Source organism: Streptomyces ochraceiscleroticus (assembly GCF_000720485.1).
In the GTDB taxonomy this organism is placed as follows: domain Bacteria; phylum Actinomycetota; class Actinomycetes; order Streptomycetales; family Streptomycetaceae; genus Streptomyces; species Streptomyces ochraceiscleroticus.
Genome location: NZ_JOAX01000008.1, coordinates 179,558 through 201,694, shown reverse-complemented (window position 1 = coordinate 201,694; position 22,137 = coordinate 179,558). Strand labels below are relative to the sequence as shown.

At 73.7% G+C, this 22,137-nt stretch carries 18 protein-coding genes and 1 riboswitch; of the genes, 8 read left to right on the top strand and 10 right to left on the bottom strand.

The window, feature by feature from the left end:
- The 5 genes from IG84_RS38880 (at position 1) to IG84_RS0113040 (ending at position 4,730) form a co-directional block, all read left to right on the top strand.
- Positions 1 to 696, top strand: a complete 696-nt coding sequence (locus IG84_RS38880) for a hypothetical protein (protein WP_031055313.1) — start codon at positions 1 to 3, stop codon at positions 694 to 696.
- Positions 697 to 839: 143 nt separating this feature from the next.
- Complete coding sequence (locus IG84_RS0113055) at positions 840 to 1,502, top strand: class I SAM-dependent methyltransferase (protein ID WP_031055311.1); 663 nt, start codon at positions 840 to 842, stop codon at positions 1,500 to 1,502.
- A 92-nt stretch (positions 1,503 to 1,594) separates the two neighbouring features.
- Entirely contained in the window at positions 1,595 to 2,566 is a 972-nt protein-coding gene (locus IG84_RS0113050; protein WP_031055308.1) for an N-acetylmuramoyl-L-alanine amidase, read from the top strand.
- Between the two features lie 216 nt (positions 2,567 to 2,782).
- On the top strand, positions 2,783 to 3,592 hold the full coding sequence (locus IG84_RS0113045) for a DUF5336 domain-containing protein (RefSeq protein WP_031055306.1): 810 nt from the start codon (positions 2,783 to 2,785) through the stop codon (positions 3,590 to 3,592).
- A 127-nt stretch (positions 3,593 to 3,719) separates the two neighbouring features.
- Positions 3,720 to 4,730: an LLM class F420-dependent oxidoreductase gene (locus IG84_RS0113040; RefSeq protein ID WP_031055304.1), complete on the top strand. Its 1,011-nt coding sequence runs from the start codon at positions 3,720 to 3,722 to the stop codon at positions 4,728 to 4,730.
- Between the two features lie 22 nt (positions 4,731 to 4,752).
- Here IG84_RS0113040 and IG84_RS0113035 read toward each other — a convergent pair whose 3' ends face one another.
- The 4 genes from IG84_RS0113035 to IG84_RS0113020 all read right to left on the bottom strand — a co-directional run bounded on the left by IG84_RS0113035 (position 4,753) and on the right by IG84_RS0113020 (position 8,878).
- On the bottom strand, positions 4,753 to 5,547 hold the full coding sequence (locus tag IG84_RS0113035; protein WP_031055301.1) for a maleylpyruvate isomerase family mycothiol-dependent enzyme: 795 nt from the start codon (positions 5,545 to 5,547) through the stop codon (positions 4,753 to 4,755).
- 61 nt (positions 5,548 to 5,608) lie between these two features.
- The gene (locus tag IG84_RS0113030; RefSeq protein ID WP_031055298.1) at positions 5,609 to 6,679 is read right to left on the bottom strand and encodes a prenyltransferase; all 1,071 of its coding nucleotides are present in this window, start codon (positions 6,677 to 6,679) and stop codon (positions 5,609 to 5,611) included.
- On the bottom strand, positions 6,676 to 7,455 hold the full coding sequence (locus tag IG84_RS0113025; protein WP_031055296.1) for a class I SAM-dependent methyltransferase: 780 nt from the start codon (positions 7,453 to 7,455) through the stop codon (positions 6,676 to 6,678). Before IG84_RS0113025 ends, IG84_RS0113030 begins: the two co-directional genes overlap by 4 nt.
- A 67-nt stretch (positions 7,456 to 7,522) precedes the next feature.
- On the bottom strand, positions 7,523 to 8,878 hold the full coding sequence (locus IG84_RS0113020) for a glycosyltransferase family 4 protein (protein ID WP_037800112.1): 1,356 nt from the start codon (positions 8,876 to 8,878) through the stop codon (positions 7,523 to 7,525).
- 237 nt (positions 8,879 to 9,115) lie between these two features.
- Here IG84_RS0113020 and IG84_RS0113015 point away from each other — a divergent pair, with 237 nt between their 5' ends.
- On the top strand, positions 9,116 to 9,739 hold the full coding sequence (locus IG84_RS0113015; protein WP_031055293.1) for a TetR family transcriptional regulator: 624 nt from the start codon (positions 9,116 to 9,118) through the stop codon (positions 9,737 to 9,739).
- A gap of 602 nt (positions 9,740 to 10,341) precedes the next feature.
- The gene (locus tag IG84_RS0113010) at positions 10,342 to 10,929 is read left to right on the top strand and encodes a helix-turn-helix transcriptional regulator (protein ID WP_245659335.1); all 588 of its coding nucleotides are present in this window, start codon (positions 10,342 to 10,344) and stop codon (positions 10,927 to 10,929) included.
- Positions 10,930 to 11,007: 78 nt separating this feature from the next.
- Here the strand turns inward: IG84_RS0113010 and IG84_RS37940 are convergent, their stop codons facing one another.
- The 6 genes from IG84_RS37940 to IG84_RS0112975 all read right to left on the bottom strand — a co-directional run bounded on the left by IG84_RS37940 (position 11,008) and on the right by IG84_RS0112975 (position 20,601).
- On the bottom strand, positions 11,008 to 13,185 hold the full coding sequence (locus tag IG84_RS37940) for an ATP-binding cassette domain-containing protein (RefSeq protein ID WP_078648794.1): 2,178 nt from the start codon (positions 13,183 to 13,185) through the stop codon (positions 11,008 to 11,010).
- 92 nt (positions 13,186 to 13,277) lie between these two features.
- Entirely contained in the window at positions 13,278 to 15,629 is a 2,352-nt protein-coding gene (locus IG84_RS0112995) for an ATP-binding cassette domain-containing protein (RefSeq protein ID WP_063761785.1), read from the bottom strand.
- Positions 15,630 to 15,967: 338 nt separating this feature from the next.
- Entirely contained in the window at positions 15,968 to 16,075 is a 108-nt protein-coding gene (locus IG84_RS40600) for a SapB/AmfS family lanthipeptide (RefSeq protein ID WP_107053865.1), read from the bottom strand.
- A gap of 49 nt (positions 16,076 to 16,124) precedes the next feature.
- Positions 16,125 to 18,758: a class III lanthionine synthetase LanKC gene (gene lanKC / locus IG84_RS0112985; protein ID WP_031055283.1), complete on the bottom strand. Its 2,634-nt coding sequence runs from the start codon at positions 18,756 to 18,758 to the stop codon at positions 16,125 to 16,127.
- A gap of 155 nt (positions 18,759 to 18,913) precedes the next feature.
- The gene (locus IG84_RS0112980; protein WP_031055281.1) at positions 18,914 to 19,147 is read right to left on the bottom strand and encodes a ferredoxin; all 234 of its coding nucleotides are present in this window, start codon (positions 19,145 to 19,147) and stop codon (positions 18,914 to 18,916) included.
- Between the two features lie 2 nt (positions 19,148 to 19,149).
- The gene (locus tag IG84_RS0112975; RefSeq protein WP_031055280.1) at positions 19,150 to 20,601 is read right to left on the bottom strand and encodes an aldehyde dehydrogenase; all 1,452 of its coding nucleotides are present in this window, start codon (positions 20,599 to 20,601) and stop codon (positions 19,150 to 19,152) included.
- Between the two features lie 133 nt (positions 20,602 to 20,734).
- Between IG84_RS0112975 and IG84_RS0112970 the strand changes: the two genes are divergently transcribed.
- Entirely contained in the window at positions 20,735 to 21,772 is a 1,038-nt protein-coding gene (locus IG84_RS0112970) for a Strvi_7410 family MBL fold metallo-hydrolase (protein ID WP_031055279.1), read from the top strand.
- A 58-nt stretch (positions 21,773 to 21,830) separates the two neighbouring features.
- Positions 21,831 to 21,970, top strand: a riboswitch (cobalamin riboswitch).
- The last annotated feature ends 167 nt before the right edge of the window (positions 21,971 to 22,137 follow it).

Below are 22,137 nucleotides of genomic sequence, written 5' to 3'. Positions count from 1 at the left end.
ATGACCCAAGGACCCCTGTCCGCCGCTCCCGCCCCGGACGCCGCCGTCTTCCCCTTCGGCAAGCAGCGAAACCGCGCCACGCTCCGAGGCGGCATCCCGGCCGTCCTCCTCGCCATCGCGCTGCCGATAGCCGGCGTCGTGCGCGGGTACGGCGTGGGTGCGTGGATCTTCACGGTCCTCTGGTTCCTCGCGCTCGGCGCGGCCGGGGCATGGATGATCCGGGTGGGGTGGGTGGACCGGCACGCCTATCTGGCCTTTGACGCGACGGGTGTCTGGTGGCTGCACGACCGGAAGGCGCGGGTGAACGGCGTCATACCGTGGGCCTCGCTGGACGCGGCGGGGCTGATCCGGTGCGCGCAGCGCCCGGAACCACAGGGGCAGGCCCGGAAGACGGACCCCAAGCAGAAGGGCACGGAGAGCCGGCCGGGTCCCCGTCTGATGAGCCTGGAACTGTTCCCGACCGGCGGGGTGGACGCGGACGAACCGGTGCTGGCCCCGCTCATCGCCCGGGACCAGGACCCGTCGCGCCCTGCGCACCTGCCCGAGCAGCGCTACCGCATAGGCGTCCCGGTGTTCGCCACCCGCCACTACGGCTCCGCAGTGGTCGCCGCCGCCCGCAGCCACGCGGGCGACCGCTGGTTCGGCGAGCACGAGCGCCCCGCAGGTCACCTCCGCGTCCAGGACCTCATCAGCTGACCCACCGAAGCCGGGGTCGGCCGAAGTCAGGACCGCCGAAGCCGGTACCGGCCGCATCACAGCAGGTGAGGCCCGCCACTGTGGCCGCCTGCGGCGTACGGCAGCATGGGGCACCTACTTCCGAGTACGCCCAGGAGGCACCCATGGCCGCCGCTGCCGTCGCCGCACCCAAGCCGGACATCCTCGCCGCCTTCGAGGCCGCCAAGGGGTTCATGCCCGTCGACGAGGGGCTCGCGCTGTACGCGGCGGCTGTCGAGGCGGGTGCGCTCGGGCTGCCGCTGATCGAGATCGGGACGTACTGCGGGCGCTCCACGCTGCTGCTGGCAGACGCGGCGCGGGCCGCCGGGGTCACGGCCGTCACGGTGGACCACCACCGCGGCAGCGAGGAGCAGCAGCCGGGCTGGGAGTACCACGACACGGAGGTCGTCGACCCCGAGGTCGGGCGGATGGACACGCTGCCCGCCTTCCGCCGCACGCTGCACGCGGCGGGGCTGGAGGAACACGTGCTCGCGCTCGTCGGGCGCTCCCCGCAGGCCGCGGCCCTGTGGCGGGCCCCGGCCGGCCTCGTCTTCATCGACGGCGGGCACACCGACGAGCACGCCACGGCGGACTACGAGGGCTGGGCCCCGCACGTCGCCCCGGGCGGCCTGCTGGTGATCCACGACGTCTTCCCCGATCCGGTGGACGAGTGGACGGGCCAGGCCCCGTACCGCATCTACCTGCGCGCGCTGGAGTCCGGCGCGTTCACGGAGGTGTCGGCCCACCGGTCGCTGCGCGTCCTGCGGCGCACCGGCGACGGAATCTGAGGGACGGGCGGGGGCTCAGGACGGACGGCACCCCAGGGACGCGCCACCCGCGGGAACACCGGCTTCCGGCCGCTGGACGTTACGATCGCGCTGTGTCGAACGGCAGTACTCCCCCCACCTCCCGCCGTCCCGCCCGCACGCTGCTGGCCGTGCCGGCGGTACTGGCAGCACTCTGCTGCGCCGGCTGCGGCGCCGCCGGCCAGGGCACGGCGTCCCAGGCCAGGCCGGGCCCGGAGCGGCCCGCGGCGGCCGGGTCGCACACCCCCGCCGGCCAGAGCCCGAACGACGGGGACAAGAGCCACGGGGACGGGAGCGACGGAGACAAGAGCCACGGGGGCCGGACCCACGGGGACAACAGCGACCGGGACAAGGGTGACAAGAAGCGAGGCGGCCCGCTTCAGGGCAAGGTCGTCCTGATCGACCCCGGTCACAACCCGACCAACCGCGACCACGCCGCGGAGATCGCGCGCCAGGTCGACGTCGGTAACGCCCGCAAGGAGTGCGACACCACCGGCACCTCCACCAACGCCGGGTACCCGGAGGCGTCCTTCACGCTCGACGTGGCGCGCCGCGCCCGCACGCTGCTGCAGAAGGAAGGCGTGAAGGTCGTCTTCACCCAGGACGGCGACCGCCCCTACGGCCCGTGCGTGGACGAGCGCGCCGAGATCGGCAACGCGGCGCACGCGGATGCCGCGCTCTCGATCCATGCGGACGGCGCCGGGGCCGGCAACCGCGGCTTCCATGTGATCCGCCCCGGCGTGGTGCACAGCGGCGGCGCGGACACCCGGAAGATCACCGGCCCGTCGCGGGACCTCGCCGACCACCTCGTGGGCCGGTTCGTCGCGGCGACCGGCAGCGCGCCGGCCAACTACATCGGCGACGGCAAGGGCTTGGACACCCGTACCGATCTGGGCGGACTCAACCTCTCCCGGGTGCCGAAGGTCTTCCTGGAGTGCGGCAACATGCGCGACGCGCAGGACGCGGCGCGCCTCACCGACCCCGCCTGGCGCCAGAAGGCGGCCGTCGGCATCACCGAGGGCATCACGGGCTTCCTCCGGAGCTGAGCAGGCTTGCCGCGGGGCTGAGAGCCCACGGCAGCCGCCGCCCACAGGTGCCGGCCGCGCCCCATATATCGAGGATCCCGGCCCCATATACGGACGAGACGACCCAGCGGATCGGGCGGTAGGTTCCCCCTTACGATGGGGCCACCCCCGCGCCTCGCACCGTGCGCAATCGGCGACAGCACGACCCATGACGAAACACGGCAAAGGACTTCTTACGTGAACATCCGATCCCTCACACGAGGCGACGGCGTGGTGATCGGAGCAGCGGTGTTGCTGTTCATCGCCTCGTTCCTCGATTACTCCGGCGGCTTGGAGAGCTTCAACGCCTGGGACATGCTTCCGGTCGTCATGAGCATCTATCTGGCGGGTGTCATCGGTGCGGCACTGGTCGTCGTCCACCGCATGACGCCGCAGCCTCGCAAGATCGCCGGCCTCGAGCTGGGACAGTTCGGTGTCGCGATCACCATCTTCGCCGCGTGGACCGCGTTCTGGACGATCATCGGTGTCGGCAGCGCGGGCCCCGGCATCATCATCGGCTTCATCGCCACGCTGATCCTCGCGGGCGCGGCCGTCGCCTCGCCGCTCGTCCCGGCGCTGCAGGCCCAGCTCATCACCGCCCCCGCCGCCACCCCGGCCGCGTACCCCACGGGCGCCAACGCCGGTTACGGCTACCCGGGCGCGCAGCAGGTACCGGGCCAGGGCTACGGCTACCCGGGCGCGCAGCAGCAGGGCGGCCAGCCCTCGTACGGCGGCCAGCCGCAGCCCGTGCAGGGCGGCCAGGCCGGGCAGCCGCAGGCGGCCGACCAGCAGACCGCCGCGCCGGCCGACACATTCGCGCCGTTCTGGTTCGCGGTTCCGGTCGCCCGCCCGCTGTACGGCGAGGACGGCAGCCCGTCGCCGATCGCCGAACTGGCGCCCGGCACCTGGTACCTCGCGGTCGAGCAGCGCGGCCAGGCGCTGATCGCGCAGACCCAGGACGGCCGCCGCGGCGTCCTGCAGGACACCACCGGCATCCAGCGCGGCTGACAGACACTACCCGCGCTCCCGGCCCCTCGCCCCCTTGGGCGGGGGGCCGTTGCCTTCCCCCGCCGCGCCCCGTACAGTCACCGCACCGAACTGACGGTACGTCAGGAGTAGGTCGGGAGGCATCGGTATGCGGCTCGGACTGGCGCTCGGCTACTGGGGCCGCGGCCCCGACCCCCGCCACCTCGAACTCGCCCGCGAGGCCGAGGCATTGGGGTACGACTCGGTGTGGACGGCGGAGTCCTGGGGCTCGGACGCCTTCACCGCGCTCACCTGGATCGCCGCCCACACCTCGCGGATCGGGCTGGGCACCGGCATCGCGCAGATGGCGGCCCGCACGCCCACCGCCACCGCGATGCACGCGCTCACCCTGGACCACCTGAGCGGCGGCCGGATGACGCTGGGGCTGGGCCTGTCCGGGCCGCAGGTCGTGGAGGGCTGGTACGGCAGGCCGTTCCCCAAGAGCCCGCTGACCGCGACCCGGGAGTACGTCGACGTGGTACGCCAAGTGCTGCGCCGCGAAGGGCCGGTCACGTTGGACGGCCGCTTCCACGCCCACCCGTACCGCGGCCCGGACGGCACCGGCCTCGGCCGGCCGCTCAAGCCGATCACCCATCCCCTCCGCGCCGGACTTCCCCTGTTCCTCGCCGCGGAGGGCCCGAAGAACATCGCGCAGACCGCCCGCATCGCCGACGGCTGGCTGCCGCTGTACTGGTCGCCGACGCGCACCTCCGTATACCGGGCGGCGCTGGCCGACGCCCCGGAGGGCTTCCGCGTCGCCCCCATGGTCCGCGCGGCGATCTGCGACGACGTCGCGGAGGGGCTGCTGCCGGTGAAGGCGATGCTCGGCTTCTACATCGGCGGGATGGGGCACGCGACCAGGAACTTCCACGCGGACCTGATGGCGCGGATGGGGTACGAGGAGGCGGCGCGGCGGATTCAGCACCTCTTCCTGGAGGGGCGCAGGGAGGATGCCGTGCGCGCCGTCCCCGACGCCTTCGCCGACGAGATCTCCCTTGTCGGTCCGCGCGAAAGGATCGCCGAGCGGCTGGAGTTGTGGCGTGCGGGCCCGGTCACCGACCTCCTGGTCACCGCGCCCGACCCGCACACCCTGCGCGTCCTCGCCGAGCTCAACTCCTAGCCGCGCACGTCCCTTCCGGCTGCTAGCCGAAGCTCACCAGGCCGAGCCACTCGTCGAACAGGCCGCGGTCGCCCTGGACGGTGACCGTCGAGGTGTCCGCCGGCAGGCGCCGGTAGAAGACCAGCAGGACGTCCGTCAGCGGGCCGCTGAGCGTGGCGGCGGCCCGCTCGTCCTGGCCGCCCCGCCGCCAGGCGATCCGGTCGCCGGTCAGGTCGATCAGCCAGCGGGTGCCGGCCGGCCCGGTGTCGGTGGCGTGCAGACAGAGCGTGCGTCCCGGGCCCAGCAGCCCCGCGAGCTCCGGCCGCCGCTCCATCGTCTGCGGCAGGCTGCCGATCTCCAGCCACTCCTCCAGGGTGTCGGCGGCGACCTCCGGAGCGAGCACGTACGGAGCCCGTGCCGCGATCGCCAGGTCCGCCCGGTGGATTACGGTCTCGTGCACCGCCCGCCGCGCCCAGAACCCCGCCTTCTGGTCGCCGGTCCAGGTCCACACCCGCGTGTCCGGCCCGGCTTCCCGCAGCGCCGCCGCCGTCAGCTCCGCGCCCTCTTTCAGCCAGGCGTCAAGCGACGCCGGGTCGCTGCACCTCGGCCCGCCGAACCCCGGCACATCCTCCTCGGGCACGGCCTCCCGCGCCCGGGTCCGTACGGTCGTCCCCATCCAGCGGAGCGCTTCGCCCACATGCCGGGTCAGCTCCCCGACCGTCCACTCCGGGCAAGTGGGAACCTTCGCCGTCAGGTCCGCCCCCCGCAGCACTTCCCGGAACAGTCCGGTCTGCACCAGTATTTCTTCGCAATACCTCTCATGCCCAAGGCGTGTCATATCGGCACACTAGAGCGCTTCCCCGGGCCCCCGCCTCCGGTTTCCGCGGAAGCGGATGACATCAACGGCAGCAGTCCGGGTCCAGCCCCAACGGAAGGCGTTCGCCGCCGAAGACGGCCGTGGTGGCCTCGTCGCCGCCGAGCGCGGCCACCGCCAGCAGCAGCGAGCCCGCCGTCCACGACGTCAGCTCGCGCGGCCAGACCACCTCGTCGTCGAAGACATAGCCGGTCCAGTACATGCCGTCCTCGGCGCGCAGGTGCCGGATCGAGCGGAGGATGTCCACCGCGCGGTCGGACTCGCCCATCGCCCAGAGGGCCAGCGCCAGTTCGGCGCTCTCGCCGCCGGTGACCCAGGGGTTCGGCAGCACACAGCGCACGCCGAGGCCGGGCACGACGAAGTCGTCCCACTGGGACTCGATGCGTTCTTTGGCGGCCTGGCCGCGTACCGCGCCGCCGAGCACCGGGTAGTACCAGTCCATCGAGTAGCGGGACTTGTCGAGGAAGCGCTCGGGGTGGTGGGTGATCGCGTGGCCGAGGGCGCCGACCGCCAGTTCCCAGTCGGGCTGGGGCTCGTCCCGCTGGTCGGCGATCGCGAGGGCGCAGCGCAGCGCCTGGTAGACGGAGGAGGAGCCGGTGAGCAGCGCGTCCTTGACGGGTGTGCCGTCGTCCTCGCGCTTCCAGCCGATCTCGCCGCCGGGCTGCTGCAGGGCGAGCACGAACTCGATCGCGGCGTACACGGCGGGCCACATGCGGTCGAGGAAGGTGTCGTCGCCGGTGGAGAGGTAGTGGTGCCAGACGCCGACCGCGAGGTACGCGCAGAAGTTGGTCTCGCGGCCGCGGTCGGTGGGCCGGTCCGCGTCCCCGTCGGCGTACGCGGCGTACCAGGAGCCGTCGGGGAGCTGGTGGTCGGCGAGCCACTGGTACGCGGCCTCGGCGCGGGCGTGCTCGCCGGCCGCGTCCAGGGCCATCGCGGCCTCGGTGTGGTCCCAGGGGTCGAGGTGGTGGCCCCGGAACCACGGGATGGCGCCGTCCGCGCGCTGGGTCGCGAGGATGCCGGCGACGGTGCGGGCGGCCTGCTCCGCGGTGAGCACTCCGGGCAGGACGAGTCGTTCGGTGCGCCCGGGGCTCGTCACAGGGCGGCTCGCGCGGGCTCGTCGTGCGTGTCGTTCTGCGTCCCGGCGGCGTGCGCCTTCGGCTCGTGCGGCTTGGTGGCGTACGCGACGAAGCTCTTGCCGATGAGCGGGTTGAGGGCGTTCTCCGCGACCCGCGTGGCCAGCGGCTTCTTCATGATGTCCCAGACCAGGAGCTTGTGGTACGCCTTGACCGGCAGCGCCTTGTCGTTGTCCACGCCGAACGCGCACTTGAGCCACCAGTACGGGGAGTGCAGCGCGTGCGCGTGGTGCGTGCCGTAGGGGCGCAGGCCCGCCTCGCGCATCTTGCCGAGCAGTTCGTCGGCCTTGTAGATGCGGATGTGGCCGCCCTCGACCTCGTGGTACGCGTCGCTCAGCGCCCAGCAGACCTTCTCGGGGCCGTAGCGCGGCACGGTCACCGCGATCCGGCCGCCGGGCTTGAGGACCCGGACCATCTCGGCGAGCACGCCCTTGTCGTCGGGGATGTGCTCCATGACCTCGGAGATGATCACGACGTCGAAGGAGTCGTCGGGGAAGGGCAGCGCGAGCGCGTCGCCCTCCATGGCGGTGGCGGTGGCGCCCGCCGGAGCCTCGCCGGCCTCCTCCATGGCGGCGAACCACTTGGCGACCTCGCGGATCTCCTCGGCGTTCTGGTCGAGGGCCACGACGTGCGCGCCGCGCCGGTAGCACTCGAAGGCGTGCCGGCCCGCGCCGCACCCCAGATCGAGTACGCGGTCACCCGGTGCGAGCGGGAATCGGGAAAAGTCGACGGTCAGCACGGCCTCTCAGCTTTCGTCCTGGGGTGTCCCCGGCCGCGGAGGCCGGCCGGGAGCGGTGTTCGTCAGGTCAGGGGGCGGCCGACGCGGGAGCCGTCGCCGGCGTGGTGGCGGCCGCGGCGGGCCGGTGTGCGGCGCGGGCCGCGATGGCCTCGCGGTAGCGCTCGGCGGTGCCGATGGCCGCCTGCCGCCAGGTGAAGCGGGCGAGGACGCGGGCGCGGCCCGCCGTGCCGAGCCGGCGGCGCAGCTCCGCGTCGCCGAGCAGCCGGTTCAGGCCCGCGGCGAGCGCGCCCGCGTCGCCCGGCGGCACCGCGAGACAGGTCTCGCCGTCGGGCCCGGCGACCTCGGGGATGGCGCCGCCGGTGGTGGCCAGCAGCGGTGTACCGGTGGCCATGGCCTCGGCGGCGGGGAGGGAGAAGCCTTCGTAGAGGGAGGGCACACAGGCCACTTGGGCGCTGCGGACCAGGTCGACCAGCTCGGCGTCGCTGATGCCCTTGACGAACTCGATGGCGTTGCCGAGCCCGTACCGCTCGATGGCGGCGGCGACGGGGCCGTCGTCGGCGCGCTTGCCGACCACGACGAGGTGCGCCTCCGGGTTCTCCGTACGGACCTTGGCGAGCGCCTCGACGAGGTGGATCAGGCCCTTGAGCGGCACGTCCGCGCTGGAGGTCGTGACGATACGGCCGGGGACCTCGGGGACCGCGGGATCCGGCGAGAAGAGGTCGGTGTCGGCGCCGATGTGCACGACGTGGATGCGGTCCTGACGGACGCCCAGGTGGTCGGTGATCTCCTGCGCCGAGGAGCCGGAGACGGTGAGGACGGACGGCAGCCGGCGGGCGACCCGCTTCTGCATGCGCGTGAAGCCGTACCAGCGGCGGACCGAGGCGCGCCGCCGCCAGCCGTCGGCGGCGGCCAGGTCCAGCTGCCGGTCGACGGTGATGGGGTGGTGGATCGTGGTGACCAGCGGCGCGCCGAGGTCGCCGAGCAGGCCGTAGCCGAGCGTCTGGTTGTCGTGGATAACGTCGAAGTCGCCGCGGCGCGCGGCCAGATGACGGCGCGCCCGCAGGGAGAAGGTGAGCGGCTCGGGGAAGCCGCCGGTCCACATCGTGCCGACCTCAAGAGCGTCGATCCAGTCCCGGTACTCACCGCGCTTCGGCGTGCGGAACGGGTCCGGCTGCCGGTACAGATCCAGGCTGGGCAGCTCGGTCAGCGGGACGCCCCCGTCGAGCACGGGGTAGGGCTGGGCGCCGATGACCTCCACGGAGTGGCCGAGCCCGGCCAGTTCGCGCGAGAGGTGGCGTACGTAGACGCCCTGACCGCCGCAGAACGGGTTCCCTTTGTACGTGAGCAGGGCGATCCGCAAGGGGCGGTCGCCGGTGGCCTCGGCGGGGCGAGCGGCGGCTGCCTGGACGGCCTCAGCGGACACTCTCGGCCCCTCTCTCACTGGACTTTCGCCGGAGCGTAACCGCTGGCGCTAATCTAGAACAAGTTACAGAACCGATCGGTTACCGACGAGTTCACCAGGCTCGAATCTACCGGTCGGGACAACGGCGAAAAGAGCCGCACCAGGTGATTCGCGCCACGACTGACCCCCTGCCATGCTGAGCCGATCAGCAGATCGACAGACCCCGCAGCACGGACGGACCGCCACGGAATGGGACACATGACTTCCGAACACCGGCCGGCGCTTCCCGCCACCCCTCCGCTGACCGAGCGCCAGGAAGCGCGCCGCCGCCGCATCCTGCACGCCAGCGCGCAGCTCGCCGGGCGCGGCGGCTTCGATGCCGTGCAGATGCGCGAGGTCGCGGAGTTGTCGAACGTCGCCCTGGGCACGCTGTACCGCTACTTCCCCTCCAAGATCCATCTGCTGGTGGCGACCATGCAGGACCAGCTTCAGCACATGCACACGACGTTGCGCAAACGGCCGCCGACGGAGAGTGACCCCGGGGCGCGGGTGGCCCAGACGCTGATGCGGGCGTTCCGTGCGATGCAGCGCGAGCCGCACCTGGCGGACGCGATGGTGCGCGCGCTGACCTTCGCCGACCGGTCGGTGAGCCCCGAGGTGGACACCGTCTCCCGGCTGACGACGGCGATCATTCTGGACGCCATGGGGCTGGATTCCGCCGCTACTCCGGAGCAGCTCTCGGCCGTGCGGGTCATCGAGCACACCTGGCACTCGGCACTCATCACCTGGCTCTCGGGCCGGGCCTCGATTGCGCAAGTGAAGATCGACATCGAGACCGTCTGCCGGCTCATCGAGCTGACCGGCCCGCAGCGCCCGGAATAGCCAGCTTTCGCGCCGGAATTCCTTTTCGCGCCCCCGGTTTGGTGCCGGTTTGGCGTCGTCACAGCGTGCATACATGCATCTCGCCGTGCACCCGTGCGCCCCCTTGCCCCCTCTTGGCCTGATCTGCGGCCCCACGGCGCGCCCTTTACAGGTATGAATTCGGGGTGGTTGCCAAATAAGGCCGGTACACGGGGGTCTGGAGGGGGACTGCAGTGATCCGGGTGCTGCTGGTGCACGACGTCTGCCTGTTTCGATGGGCGTTGGCCGAGGTGCTCAGCAGGGAAAACGACATAGAGGTGGCGGTGTCCACGCCGGAAGGCGCGGCGGGCCGGGTGCGCGCGCTGCAGCCGGACGTCTGTGTGGTGGATGTGGACTCCGCAATGCCTATCGGACTGAGTACGTTGCGAAAGCTATCGGACAGTGGTGCCGCGCCCGCGGCACATGCCGACGGTACTTCCGTGAGAGAGGAAGCGGGATGGAGTGACGGTGCGTATCGGAATACCGACGGTTACCGGAGCGGCTGGGCGCCGAGAGCGGCCGGGGCGCACGGTGCCGTGGTGAGCGGTGTCGGCGCCGCAGCGAGAAGTACCCCCGCGGGCGGTATGCAGACGAGGACGGAGGCGCACGGCAGCGCCGGGCACGCCGTCCCGGGCCGCGGCACGCCCGCGCGCGGCCCTATCGCGCACATCCCGCAGCAGGTCAACAGATGCCGGGAGCTCCCGATGAGCAGCGCGGCGGAGGCGGGGCCGTGCGGCGCGGAACCCGGAGCGGGCGGCGGCCGGGAGGGTGCGGCCGGGCCGGCGAAGGGGCCTGCCCTGCTGGTCCTCGGCTCGGCCCACCGGCCGGGCCCGCTGCGCAGAGCCTTCGAGGCCGACGCGCTCGGGTTCGTCGACAAGGAGGGCTCCCCCGGGCAGCTCGCCGTCGGCATACGGCAGGTCGCCGCGGGCCGGCGCTTCGTCGACGGCTCGCTGGGCTTCGGCTTCCTGCAGGCCGCCGAAATGCCGCTCACCCAGCGGGAGCTGAGCGTCCTGACGCTCGCCGCCGAGGGCGCCTCGGTCGCCGAGATCGCCGGCACGCTGCACCTGTCCAACGGGACGGTGCGCAACTACATGTCGGCGATCACCCGCAAGACGGGCGCCCGCAACAGGGTCGATGCCATCCGCATCTCCCAGGGCGAGGGCTGGCTGTGACCCACGCACCGGGAGAGCGTCCCGGCAGCGGGCCCGGCCGGGGAGAGCGTTCGGGCCGCGGCCCCGGCCGCGCCGCGCTCACGGCGCGAGGGCCGGCTCCGCTCCGGCGTCCGCCCACTCCCCCACGAGGTCGCGGTAGAGCGCGGAGCGCCGCAGCAGGTCGCGATGGCGCCCGCACAGGGCGTACGTACCGTCCATCACCAGGATGCGGTCCGCACGGAGCGCCGAACTGATGCGGTGCGCGACGACGATCAGTGAGCCGCCCGGCCGGGCCGCGAAGGCCCGCTCCGCGCGGGCTTCCGCCGTCGCGTCCAGATGGCAGCCGGCCTCGTCGAGGATGGCGAGCGGCGCCGGCGCGAGATGGGCGCGGGCAAGGGCGATGAGCTGGCGCTCGCCGGCGGAGAGTGTGCCGGGCGTGACCCGCGCGCCGAACCCGCCGAGCTGCCGCACCAGGTCCGCCGCGCCGACGGCCACGGCCGAGGCGCGCAGCGCTGTGTCCGGCACCTCCTCGGGGCGCGGGCAGAGGTACAGCATGTTCTCCCGGAGCGTCCCGGAGAACACGTAGGCCTGCTGCGGTACGAGAACGCGCCTGGACCCCGCGCCGTTCCCGCCCAGCCGGATCTCTCCGCGATCGGGGACCAGCACGCCCGCGAGCAGCGCCGCGAGCGTCGACTTTCCGATGCCGCTCGGCCCGACGACGGCCAGGTGCCCGCCGATCGGCAGGGTCAGCTCCAGCGCCTGCACCACGGGCGTCGCATGTTCCCCGTACGCGAAGGACACCCCCCGCGCCTCCAGGGCCAGCCCGCTGCCGGCGGGCGGCGTCGCCCACGCGGGCAGGGGTGCCTCGGCCGGCGCGTTGTCGGCGTCATCTCCGGCGTACGCGCCCGAGTCCTGCGCGTACCGGCCGCCCGGCGCACGCCCCGGTACGGCGATGCCCCCGGGAAGTGTCAGCCGCTTGGGCGGCAGCGCGTGCCGCGGCCGCTTGGCGTGCCGCGCTCCGCTGCCACGGCCCGCCATCCCGGGCGCGGAAGCCGACGCGGCAGAGGTGGCCGGAGCGGCCGGGGTACCCGCCGGCAGCGCCGGCAGTTCGGGCACGGCGGGCAGCGCGGGCCTTCCCGGGGCGCCGGTGGAACCGGTCCTTCCCGAGGCGTCCGCGGGACCGGGGAGGGCGGGCCCGGCGGGCACGGTGAGCTCGGGCGCCGTCCCGGCGCCTGCCGCTTCCGTGTCCGCCGGGCCCGGCGCGTCCGTCGCGGAGACCGCGGCGTCCGCGGCGCTCCCGACGCCCCCTCCGGCCCCCGTCAGCCGGCGCAGGACGACGCCCAGCCGGGTGCCGGACGTGCCCAGGCCGTGCATCAGGGCCTGCAGCGCGGGCAGCATCGACTGCGTGAGGTAGGCCAGCGCGCCGACCAGCGCGCCCGGCGTCACCCCATTCCCCAGCAGCCACGGCGCGGTGACCAGCAGCAGGACCACCGGCAGCCGCCCGCCCACGCCGAGCGCCACGTCCCGGCAGACGCCCCATCGCGCGAGCGTGCGCGACGCGCGCCACTCCGCGTCGAAGCGCTCCCCCACCTCGCGCGCCACCCGCTCCTCGGCGCCGCCGGCCGTCACGTCGCGCAGCCCGCCGACCGCCACGCCGACCCCGCGCGCGATGGCCTCGTCGGCCGCCAGGTACGTCTCCTGGCTGCGCGCCATCGGACGCAGCGTCACCGCGAAGAGGGCGAGGCCGAGGACGAGCGGCGGCAGGACGACGAGCAGCAGTACCGGGGCGAGCGAGCAGAGACCAACCAGCGCACCGGCGGCCGTGAAGACGAACCCCCGCGACACCATCACCAGCCCGCCGAAGGTGTCGCGGGCGATCTCCACTTGGTGCGCGGCGCGCGAGACCGCGCTGTCGTCGGCCTCCCGCAACGCGCGGGTGACGACCCGCCGGAGCAGCTCGTCGCGGAGTGGCTCGACCAGGTCGGCGACGGAGCGGTAGACCCGGCCCGTGCCGTACGAGCCGACCGCGACGGCCAGCGCGGCCGCGGCCAGCCAGCCCAGGCCCACGGCGACCCGGTCCGCGAGGAACCCGTCGTCGATCGCCCGGGCCAGCGCGAAGCCGAGCAGGAACGTCTGGGCGGCCTCGGCCACGGACCAGGCGGCCAGCCGCGCCACGACGACGCGCCGCCGCCCCAGGAACCGCCGGGCCCCGTCCCGCAGCCGCGGCTGCCCCTCGATGGCCGCCCCCTCCCGCACTCTGCCCTCTCTCCCGCTCATGCCGCTCCCGCTCCCGTTCCCGCCGGTCACCGTCGTCCGTCCGCCTGCCGCCGCGGGCCACTCCCCCTGAGCGGCCCGCATCCCCTCCGGCCTCACTCGGCACCCCGCCGGGCTCCGGCGGTCTCCTCCGAAGGGGCCTCCGCAGCCGGCCCGCCCTCCGCACGGGCCGCCTGCTCACCCCGCACGAGGAGGTCGGCCAGCGCGCGCCGGCGGCGCTGCGTGACGGGCATCCCCTGCGGTACCGGAATCCTCTCCGGCACGCCCCCGCGCTCTCCCGGCGCGAACCCGTCCTGCCCGGCGCCGGCGAGCTGCCCCGCGCCCTGGCCGTGGGCCCAGCTCGGGACGCTCCCGGCGGGGGGCGACGGCAGCCGCGGCGCCGCCACGGGCGTCAGCCCCTCCGGCCGTCCCGCCCCCGGGCGTTCCCCCTCGGCCCGCGCCCGCTCCGGCCGCGTCCCCTCCTGGCGCGGCCCGTGGCCGATCGCCCGCCGCGGCCGCGCGGCACCCGCTCCGGCCGACGGTTCCCCCGCTGCCGACGCCCCCGCCGGCAGCTCACCCGCCACTGCCGGCACCCGCACCGGCAGTTCTCCCACGGCCGGCTTCCCCGTCGGCCGCTCCCGCCAGATCGCCGGACCGTCCGCCGGCTGCTCCGCCGGCCGGTCGTCCCCGCGGCCCCCCGCCTCCGGTGCCTCCTCGTCCGTGCCGAAGAGGGCCCGGTAGCGCGGGTCCTCCCAGAGCGTGGCGTGCGGCGCCAACGCCCGGATGAAGCCCGCGTCGAGCCAGGCGACCAGGTCGGCGCGGGCCGCGGTGGCGGCCCGGTGCGCGATGATCAGGCGGGTGCCGGCGCGCACGTCGCGCAGCAGGGCGCGGCCGACGCGGAGTTCGGTGACCGTGTCGAGGCTGGACGTCGCGTCGTCGAGGATCAGCAGCCGCTCGGCGTGCGCGAACGCGCGGGCCAGGCCCAGGCGTTGCACCTCCCCGCCGGACAGCGGCACATCGGCGCAGGGCGTGGCGTACCCCTCGGGCAGCCGCCGGATGAAGGAGGCGGCGCCCGCCGCGTGGGCCGCGGCCTCCACATCGCCGGGACCCGGCTCGTACACCCCGTACGCCACGGTGTCGTGGACCGTGTCCCCCAGCAGCGCGGGCCGTTCGAAGGCGTAGCCGATCGAGCGGCGCAGCGCGTAGTGGCTGAGGCGGCGCAGCGGCTCGCCGTCCAGCAGGACCTCGCCCTCGTCCGGTTCGATCAGCCGCCCGGCGACCGCGGCGAGCACGGACTTGCCGGTGCCGGAGCGGCCGACGATCGCCATTGTGCAGCCGCCGGGCACGCTCAGGTTGAGCTCGTCCAGGACCCTGTGCCCGGCCTTCCGTACGGTGATGCCGCGCAGTTCAAGCGCACCCGCGCACGCCCCGGCGCCCGCTTCCGTATCCGCGCCTGCTTCCGTACCGGCGTCCGCCTTCTCCGGTACGGCCTCCTCCGCCTCCTGGTCGCCGTACTCGATGGCGGGCAGGTCCTGGAGCTCGGTGAGCCGGCGGGCCGCGGCGCGGCTGTGCACCAGGCCGTTGAGGTGGCCGACGAGCATGCCGACGCCGGCCGCGAGCACGGCGTACCGGGAGGCGGCGAGCAGGTCGCCCACGCTGAGGGCGCCGCTGAGCAGCCGCAGCCCGCCGACGGCGAGCACGGCGATCTGCAGCAGCGGGATCAGCGCGGCGGCCTGAGCGGTGGACCGGCCCTGCACCCGCCACATGCGGTGGCCCTGGCGGGAGAGGGCCGGCAGCGGCGTGAGGATGCGGGCGGCCTCGCGCTCGTAGCTGCCGGCGGCCGCGATGGTGCGGGCGCCGCCGATCGCTTCGAGGAGGCGCCCCGCGATGTCGCCCTGGATCCGCTGGTACTGCGCCACGCAGTCCCCGGTGTCGCGGACGAAGGCGCGCATCAGCAGCGCCAGCAGCGGCAGTCCGATGACGAAGGCGGCCGCGGTCCACAGGTCGAGCAGGGCCAGTGCCACCAGCGCGCCGACCGGGGTGAGCGCCGTCGCCGCGGTGGCGGCGAGCGCGGTGGGCGCGGTGCCGGCCGTGCCGGCGTTGCCGACGATGCGCGACACCAGGTCGCCGGGCTCGTGCCGTTCGGTCGCCGTGGGGCCCGCGGCCAGTACGCCGCGCAGCGCCCGGCGCCGCAGCCAGGCGGTGGCGCGGGCGTCCGTCGTGCCGGTGAGCAGCCCGTCCAGCGCGCCGATGAGGACGAGCAGGGCGGTGAGCCCGGCGCAGGCGAACAGCCAGGGCCACGGCGCGGGGCCGCCGTCGAGCAGCAGGTCGAGCGTGTGGCCGAGGGTGGCCGGGAGGGCGAGACCGACCGCGGCACCGCCGGTCGTGAGCAGCAGGACTGCCGAGGCCCGGGGGGCGCTGTGGCGCAGTGCGCCGAGCAGCAGCCGGTCGGCGGGTTTGGCGGTCACGGGTTCTTCCTCCCAGACGGGGTCTCGCGGACGAGGTGTGTGCGGTGAGCTGTACCTGACAGGCGAAGAAGCGAGGGGTGGGGATGGTGTGCGTGCGGCTCCCCCAGGAGCCGCACGCACACCGGTTCGTCCCGGCGTCGGCCACCGGAGCAGGCCGGGCGGTGCGGGCGGTGTGCCGTGCCGGACCGGATCGGACCTCACGATCCGGGCCGGGCACGGTCACCTCCCGTACCGCGATCGGCCTGTATCACCTCCCGGTCCGCGGTCGACGCGTACCGGAACGAACCTGATCGGGGGCGGCGGGCCGGACAGCGCCGGACCACCGCGGGGATGACTCGCTAGCAGAGGAGGAGGCTCAGGGTGCTGTCGCACCCGAGGCTGAGGATGCTGTCCTCACCGCCACCGTCCTCCGGTGCCTCCAGCATCTGCAGATCGAGCAGTGCCACGTCTCGCGTCCTCTCGGGTCGTGCCTCGGGTCGTGTCATGTCGCGGCCTTCAGATCCGCAGCCCGTCGGGCTCCGGCAGCGGCGGGAGGAACGGCAGTTGTACCGGTTCCTCGTGCAGGGCCGAGCCCAGGGCCAGCAGGCAGCCGGCCGTGCCCGTGGACAGGTCCATGGAGAGCCGCATCATCTGGTCGCCGGGGAAGGCCAGTTCGCCGCGATAGGGCATGGCGTACCAGCTCAGGTCGGCGATCTGCGCGGCGAGCGCGGCCTCGACGTCGGGGTCGGGCGTCGTCGTGCGGGCCAGGTGCAGCACCATGCCGGCGCGGCCCCGGAAGAGGCCGGGCTGCGCGTAGAAGCGGGCCTGGGTGGCCGGCAGGATCGCGGCCCGCGCCTCCTCGAACTCCGGGTCGGCGCGGTGCGTCAGGTAGTCGTCGAGCACCATCGCGATGCCCGCCGAGCCCGCGCCGAGGTACGGCATGGTGCGCCAGCCCTCGTCGACCAGCAGCGTGCCGCGTTCGTTGCGGACGCACCGGGCGAGGTCGCTGCGCAGCGCCTGGGCCGCGAGATCGAGCAGCCCGGGGTCGCCGGTGCCTTCGTACAGCCGCAGGAAGAGCAGTGCGGGGCCGCTCGCGCCGCGCAGCAGCCCGGCCCGGTTCGCGCAGCTCTCCAGCCGGTCGGCGGCGTGTCCCGCCGCCTCCAGTGCCCGGTCGCGCAGCTCGCGTTCGCCGCGCTGTCGCGCCAGGTGGTCCAGGGTGAGGCCGATGCCGGCCAGCCCGCCGTACAGGTCGGGCGCGAGCCGGTACCACTTCTCGGCGAGCACCCGCTCGATCAGCTCGTCGGCCCGTTCGCGGTGGCCGAGCCGGTCCAGTACGTAGGCGACGCCGGCGAGTCCGTCGTAGCACCCGAGGGGGGTGCCGAGGGGAGGCGGAGCGGTCTGCCGCAGTAACCACTCCTCGCCCTCCTCGAACCCCTCGGCACCCGTCTCGTGGAGCGCGTACAGGACACCGGCCGCCCCGTGGGCGATGCCGAGTCCGCCGCCGTCGGCGAACTGGGCGATGTCGCCGGGGAACAGGCGGTCCGTGCGCTCGGGCGTGGCCGAGGCGAGGATGCCCCGGACCATGGACTCGCGGCTGCGCGGCCAGTCGGCCGGGTCGCAGACGTACGGTTCGCGGGTGTCGACCGCGACGAGGTGGCGGGCCTGCGCGGGGCGCCGGATGCGCGGCCTGGCGGGCCGGTGCGCGCAGATCGTCCGCACGGCCTCCTCCAGGAACCCGGCCGGCACGCCCGGGAATTCGCGGACGACGATCTCGGCCAGGTCCGCCGCCTTGTCCCGCTCGATGGCCAGCAGCGTGGTCATCGGCAGGAAGAGGGCGAGGCGCAGGCAGGCCAGCGCGTAGCGGTCGACGTCGTAGCCGGTGAGGTCGCGCGGGGCGACGAAGCCGGGGTGGGCGAGGGACTGCCGGGTCCTGTCGTCGGCGTCGGTGGCGGCCTCGAAGTCCAGCAGGGTGACGCTCTGTTCGTCGGGCGCGACCATGATGTTGAACATGTGCAGGTCGTTGTGGACCAGGCCGCGGCGGTGCACCGCGGCGACGGCCTGCTGGACGGCGGCGTGCATGCCCAGCGCCCACTCGGTGTACGAGGTGAGCGCCTCCGGGTCGGGGTCGGCGGTGAGCAGCGGGTGGCGCTCGGCGAAGAAGGAGTTCAGCGGCTTGCCGGGGATGTGCTCCAGGACGAGGAAGCGGTGGTCGCCGACGGTGCGGACGTCGCGGACCTCGGGGGCCACGCCGAGGCCCGACAGCCGTTGCAGCGCGGCGCGTTCGCGCTCCAGCCGGGTGACCGCGTCGGCGCGGTCGGCGGCGAGGCCGGCATGCGGCCTCGCCTCCTTCAGGACCACCCTCTCTCCGGTGCTCCGGTCCCGGCCGACGTAGACGCCGCCCCCGTTGGAGAAGTGCAGCGCCGACTCGATGGCGTACGGCAGGTCGGCGACGGTCGTGGCGTTGCGTGCCGCGAGCTGCGGGGCCAGGAAGCCGGGCAGCGGGACCCACTCCGGGGGCCGGAAGGCGGGCTCACGGCGGTCGGGCACCAGCCGCCCGTCGGCGTTCTCGATGGCGGGCACGAGCGCCCCGGTGCCGTCGACGCAGTACCTCCGGGCGAAGCCGCCGTACCGCACGTACAGCGGCCCGTCGTTCCACCGCAGGTCGCTCAGGATGTACGGGCCCGCCTCGCCGTCCAGCAGGGAACCCAGCTCCTCCAGAACGCGGTGGCATTCCGCTTCGTCCAGCGGGTAAATGGTGGCGAATTTGCCGCTGGCGGCCCGGTCCGCGTACTTGGAATTCCGCAGGTGCAGCGGACGCGGACCCGGCACGAATTTGAAGGGAATCGCCCGGGCCACGCAGTAGTCCCAGACCTTGGACGCTATCTTCTCCGCATTGTCCGGGCAGGCCGACACATGTATCTTCCACCCCTGCTTCGGCCTGCCCGGACGCGGGTTCCCCTCGCTGTCCACGGGATTCACGTGGAGCCAGTCCCCGGAGAGGAAACAACGCCACCCTTCGGGGACTGCGCGTTGCGCCGCTTCGTACACCGCACTGTCGTCAGCAGCGGCACTTTCCCCGACGGACAAACGGTCCGGGGTTTCATAGAAATACCTGTCAGCCAGGCAGTACACCTCGTACCGCTTGTCCATCGTCTCCCCCCTCGGCGGCGTGGAATAGAGATTTCCACGCAAGGGGAGGGACGGACAGTCACAGACGTCATGAGGTCACCGTGAGGAACGCACAAGTAACTCTAAGTACGAACCAGCAGGTCGCACGCCTGTTCGACAGAGCGCGGGCCGGGGCGCTACCCCTCCGGCGGGAAGACTGATTCCCCGGAGTCCGCCTCCGTAATCAGGATCGCCTCGACCGGACATCCCTCGGCGGCCGCCAGCACGGCCTCCCGGGCGTCCGTCACACCCGCCACCGGGTGCGACTGCCGCGCGGAGTCCAGCCGGAAGTCCCCGGGCGCCGTGCTCACGCACAGCCCCGAGCCGATGCAGACCCCGCGGTCCACCTCCACCTGCCAGCGGTCACCCATGCTCACGCCCCCGCCGGCAGGTGGATCATCTTGTGCTCCAGATACGCGCCGTACCCCTCGGGGCCGAACTCCCGCCCAATACCGCTGTTCTTGTAGCCGCCGAACGGCCCGAGCATGTCCAGGCTGAAGGTGTTCACGGAGTACGTGCCGGTGCGCACCCGGCGCGCCACCTCGATGCCGCGCTCGGTGTCCGCCGTCCACACCGAGCCCGACAGCCCGTAGTCGGAGTCGTTCGCGATCCGTACCGCCTCCGCCTCGTCCTCGTAGGGCAGCAGGCAGATGACCGGGCCGAAGATCTCCTCACGGGCGATCCGCATACTGGGAGCGACCTCGCCGAAGAGGGTCGGCTCGACGTACCAGCCGGTGCCCTGGTCCGCCGGACGGCCGCCGCCGGCCAGCACCTTGGCGCCCTCCTGCTGCCCGGCCGCGATGTACTCCAGCGAGCGGCGGCGCTGCCGCTCGGCGACCAGCGGGCCGACCTCGGTGGCCGGGTCCAGCGGGTCGCCGACCTTCAGGGCGGTGGCCGCCGCGGCGAACCGCTCGGCGACCTCGTCGTAGTGCGAACGCGGCGCGAGGATACGGGTCTGCGCCACGCACGCCTGCCCGTTGATCATCCACGCGAAGGGGGTGATCCCGGCGACCGCCGCGTCCAGGTCCGCGTCCGGCAGGATCACCGCGGCCGACTTGCCGCCCAACTCCAGGGTGACGCGGGTGAGATGGCGCGCGGCCACCTCCATGACGCGCTTGCCGGCCGCGACCGACCCGGTGAAGGACACCTTGTCCACGCCCGGGTGCCCGACCAGGTACTCGCTGACCTCCCGGTCGGCCGGGAGGATGGAGAGCACGCCCTCGGGCAGCCCCGCCTCGGTGGCGATCTCCGCGAGGAGGTACGCGTCCAGGGGCGTCTCCGGCGACACCTTCAGCACCGCCGAGCACCCGGCCAGCAGAGCGGGGGCGAGCTTGGCGGCGGCGGTGAACTGCGGGACGTTCCACGGCACCACGGCCGCGACCACCCCGACCGGCTCGCGGCGGATCAACAGTGGCCCGAGGACGCCCTGCCGCCGCTCCTCGTACTCGAAGTCGCGTGCGACCGTGATCGCCGCGTCCCACGCCATCATCGCGGCCAGCGACTGCACCATGACGCCCGCGGTGTACGGGGTGCCGTTCTGCGCGCTGATGAGCCGCGCGAACTCCTCGCTCCGTACGGCGAACGCGTCCTTGATGCGCGTGATGACCGCGATCCGGTCGGCGAGCGGCGCCTCCGCCCAGACGCCGGAGTCGAAGGACGCGCGGGCGGCCGTGACGGCGCGGTCCACATCGGCCCGCGAGGCGTGCGGCACCCGGCCGATGACCTGCTCGGTGTGCGGGGAGACGACCTCGATGGTGTCCCGGCCGGCGGGATCGGCCCACGCGCCGCCTATGTAGAGCTGTCCGTGCTCGATCAGGCCAGTCATCGATTCCGCCTCCTGCGGTCGCGTTACCCGGCGTCTTGCCCGACGCATTAGCTGACGCTGCATCAGAACTGATACCAGTTCTAGTTATGCTGGACAATGCACGCGACGGCGTGCGGGCCGAGAGGGGCGTGGCATGCCGCATGTGATCGACCACCGGGGCGGGGTCCGGAGTATCGCCGTCCCCATACCGGACAACCCGCTCGGGCACACCCTCGTGCACCTCCTGGAGACCGACCGCGGCCCAGTGCTGATCGACACCGGCTGGGACGATCCGGCGTCCTGGGACGCCCTCGCCGCCGGGCTCACCGCCTGCGGCACCGACGTCACCGAAATCCACGGCGTACTCGTCACCCACCACCACCCCGACCACCACGGCCTCTCCGCCCGAGTACGGGAGGCGTCCGGCGCGTGGATCGCGATGCACGCCGCCGACACGGAGGTCGTCCGCCGCACCCGTGAGGCCGAGCCGGGCACCTGGCTGACGTACCTCATCGGGAAACTGGCCGCGGCGGGCGCGCCCGAGGAGCACCTCGCGCCGCTGTACGCGGCCCGCGCCGAGGGGCGCACGCGCGGGCTCCCCGACGAACGTCCCGCGCTCCCGGACCGCGAGATCGTCCCCGGCGAGCTGCTGGACCTCGCGGGGCGGCGGCTGCGCGCGATCTGGACGCCCGGCCACACACCGGGCCATGTGTGCCTGCACCTTGAGGAGGCGCACCCGGCGGCGCGCCCCGGCAACGGGCGCCTCTTCTCCGGCGACCACCTGCTGCCGGGCATCTCCCCGCACGTCGGCCTGTACGAGGACCCGGACGACGCGACGGTCACCGATCCCCTCGGCGACTACCTGGACTCCCTGGAGCGGATCGGGCGGCTGGGCGTCGCCGAGGTACTGCCCGCGCATCAGCACGCCTTCACCGGCGCCGCCGAGCGGGTGGCGGAGCTCGTCACGCACCACGAGGAACGGCTCGGCGGCCTGCGTACCCTGCTCGCCGCCCCGCTCACCCCGTGGCAGCTCGCCGAGACCATGACGTGGAACCGCCCGTGGGCGGAGATTCCGTACGGCTCGCGCACCATCGCCGTCTCGGAGGCCGAGGCACATCTGCGGCGCCTGGTGAAGACGGGACTGGTGGAGCCGGTGCCGGGCTCGGAGCCGGTGGCGTACCGGGCGGTGTGAGGTACTTCCTGCCCGTGGGCGACGGCGTACGTGCCGGGGACCGGTCGCTACCCGCCGGTTAAAGTGGTCCGGACAAGTTCATTCGTGCCCGACCGGGGGAAGCCGGTGGAAAACCGGCGCTGACCCGCAGCCGTGAGCGCTGGCGCGCACCCGTGCGCCGGAGCGAGCCGGAACGCCCGGCGGGGCACACCCAAGGCTCCCGCGTACCGTACGGCCGCCCTTCATCGGCCGCCCGGCGCGCGGCACCGTCGAGGTATACGGAGCTGAGCCCGGTGCCACCGCGCCCGCGCGCCCCGCGGCCGTGGTGCGGCGGAGTACGGCTGCGTGACCTCCCACCTCGCGCACCCCGCGAACCGACCGAGAGG

What these genes read in the sequence shown, in the direction of transcription:
- IG84_RS37940 (WP_078648794.1), bottom strand. Translation starts at nt 13,185, where the DNA reads ATGAGCGGGAGAGAGGGCAGAGTGCGGGAGGGGGCGGCCATCGAGGGG.
- IG84_RS0113035 (WP_031055301.1), bottom strand. Translation starts at nt 5,547, where the DNA reads ATGACACGCCTTGGGCATGAGAGGTATTGCGAAGAAATACTGGTGCAG.
- IG84_RS0112970 (WP_031055279.1), top strand. Translation starts at nt 20,735, where the DNA reads ATGCCGCATGTGATCGACCACCGGGGCGGGGTCCGGAGTATCGCCGTC.
- IG84_RS0113010 (WP_245659335.1), top strand. Translation starts at nt 10,342, where the DNA reads ATGCAGACGAGGACGGAGGCGCACGGCAGCGCCGGGCACGCCGTCCCG.
- IG84_RS0112980 (WP_031055281.1), bottom strand. Translation starts at nt 19,147, where the DNA reads ATGGGTGACCGCTGGCAGGTGGAGGTGGACCGCGGGGTCTGCATCGGC.
- IG84_RS0112975 (WP_031055280.1), bottom strand. Translation starts at nt 20,601, where the DNA reads ATGACTGGCCTGATCGAGCACGGACAGCTCTACATAGGCGGCGCGTGG.
- IG84_RS0113055 (WP_031055311.1), top strand. Translation starts at nt 840, where the DNA reads ATGGCCGCCGCTGCCGTCGCCGCACCCAAGCCGGACATCCTCGCCGCC.
- IG84_RS0113040 (WP_031055304.1), top strand. Translation starts at nt 3,720, where the DNA reads ATGCGGCTCGGACTGGCGCTCGGCTACTGGGGCCGCGGCCCCGACCCC.
- IG84_RS0113015 (WP_031055293.1), top strand. Translation starts at nt 9,116, where the DNA reads ATGACTTCCGAACACCGGCCGGCGCTTCCCGCCACCCCTCCGCTGACC.
- lanKC (WP_031055283.1), bottom strand. Translation starts at nt 18,758, where the DNA reads ATGGACAAGCGGTACGAGGTGTACTGCCTGGCTGACAGGTATTTCTAT.
- IG84_RS38880 (WP_031055313.1), top strand. Translation starts at nt 1, where the DNA reads ATGACCCAAGGACCCCTGTCCGCCGCTCCCGCCCCGGACGCCGCCGTC.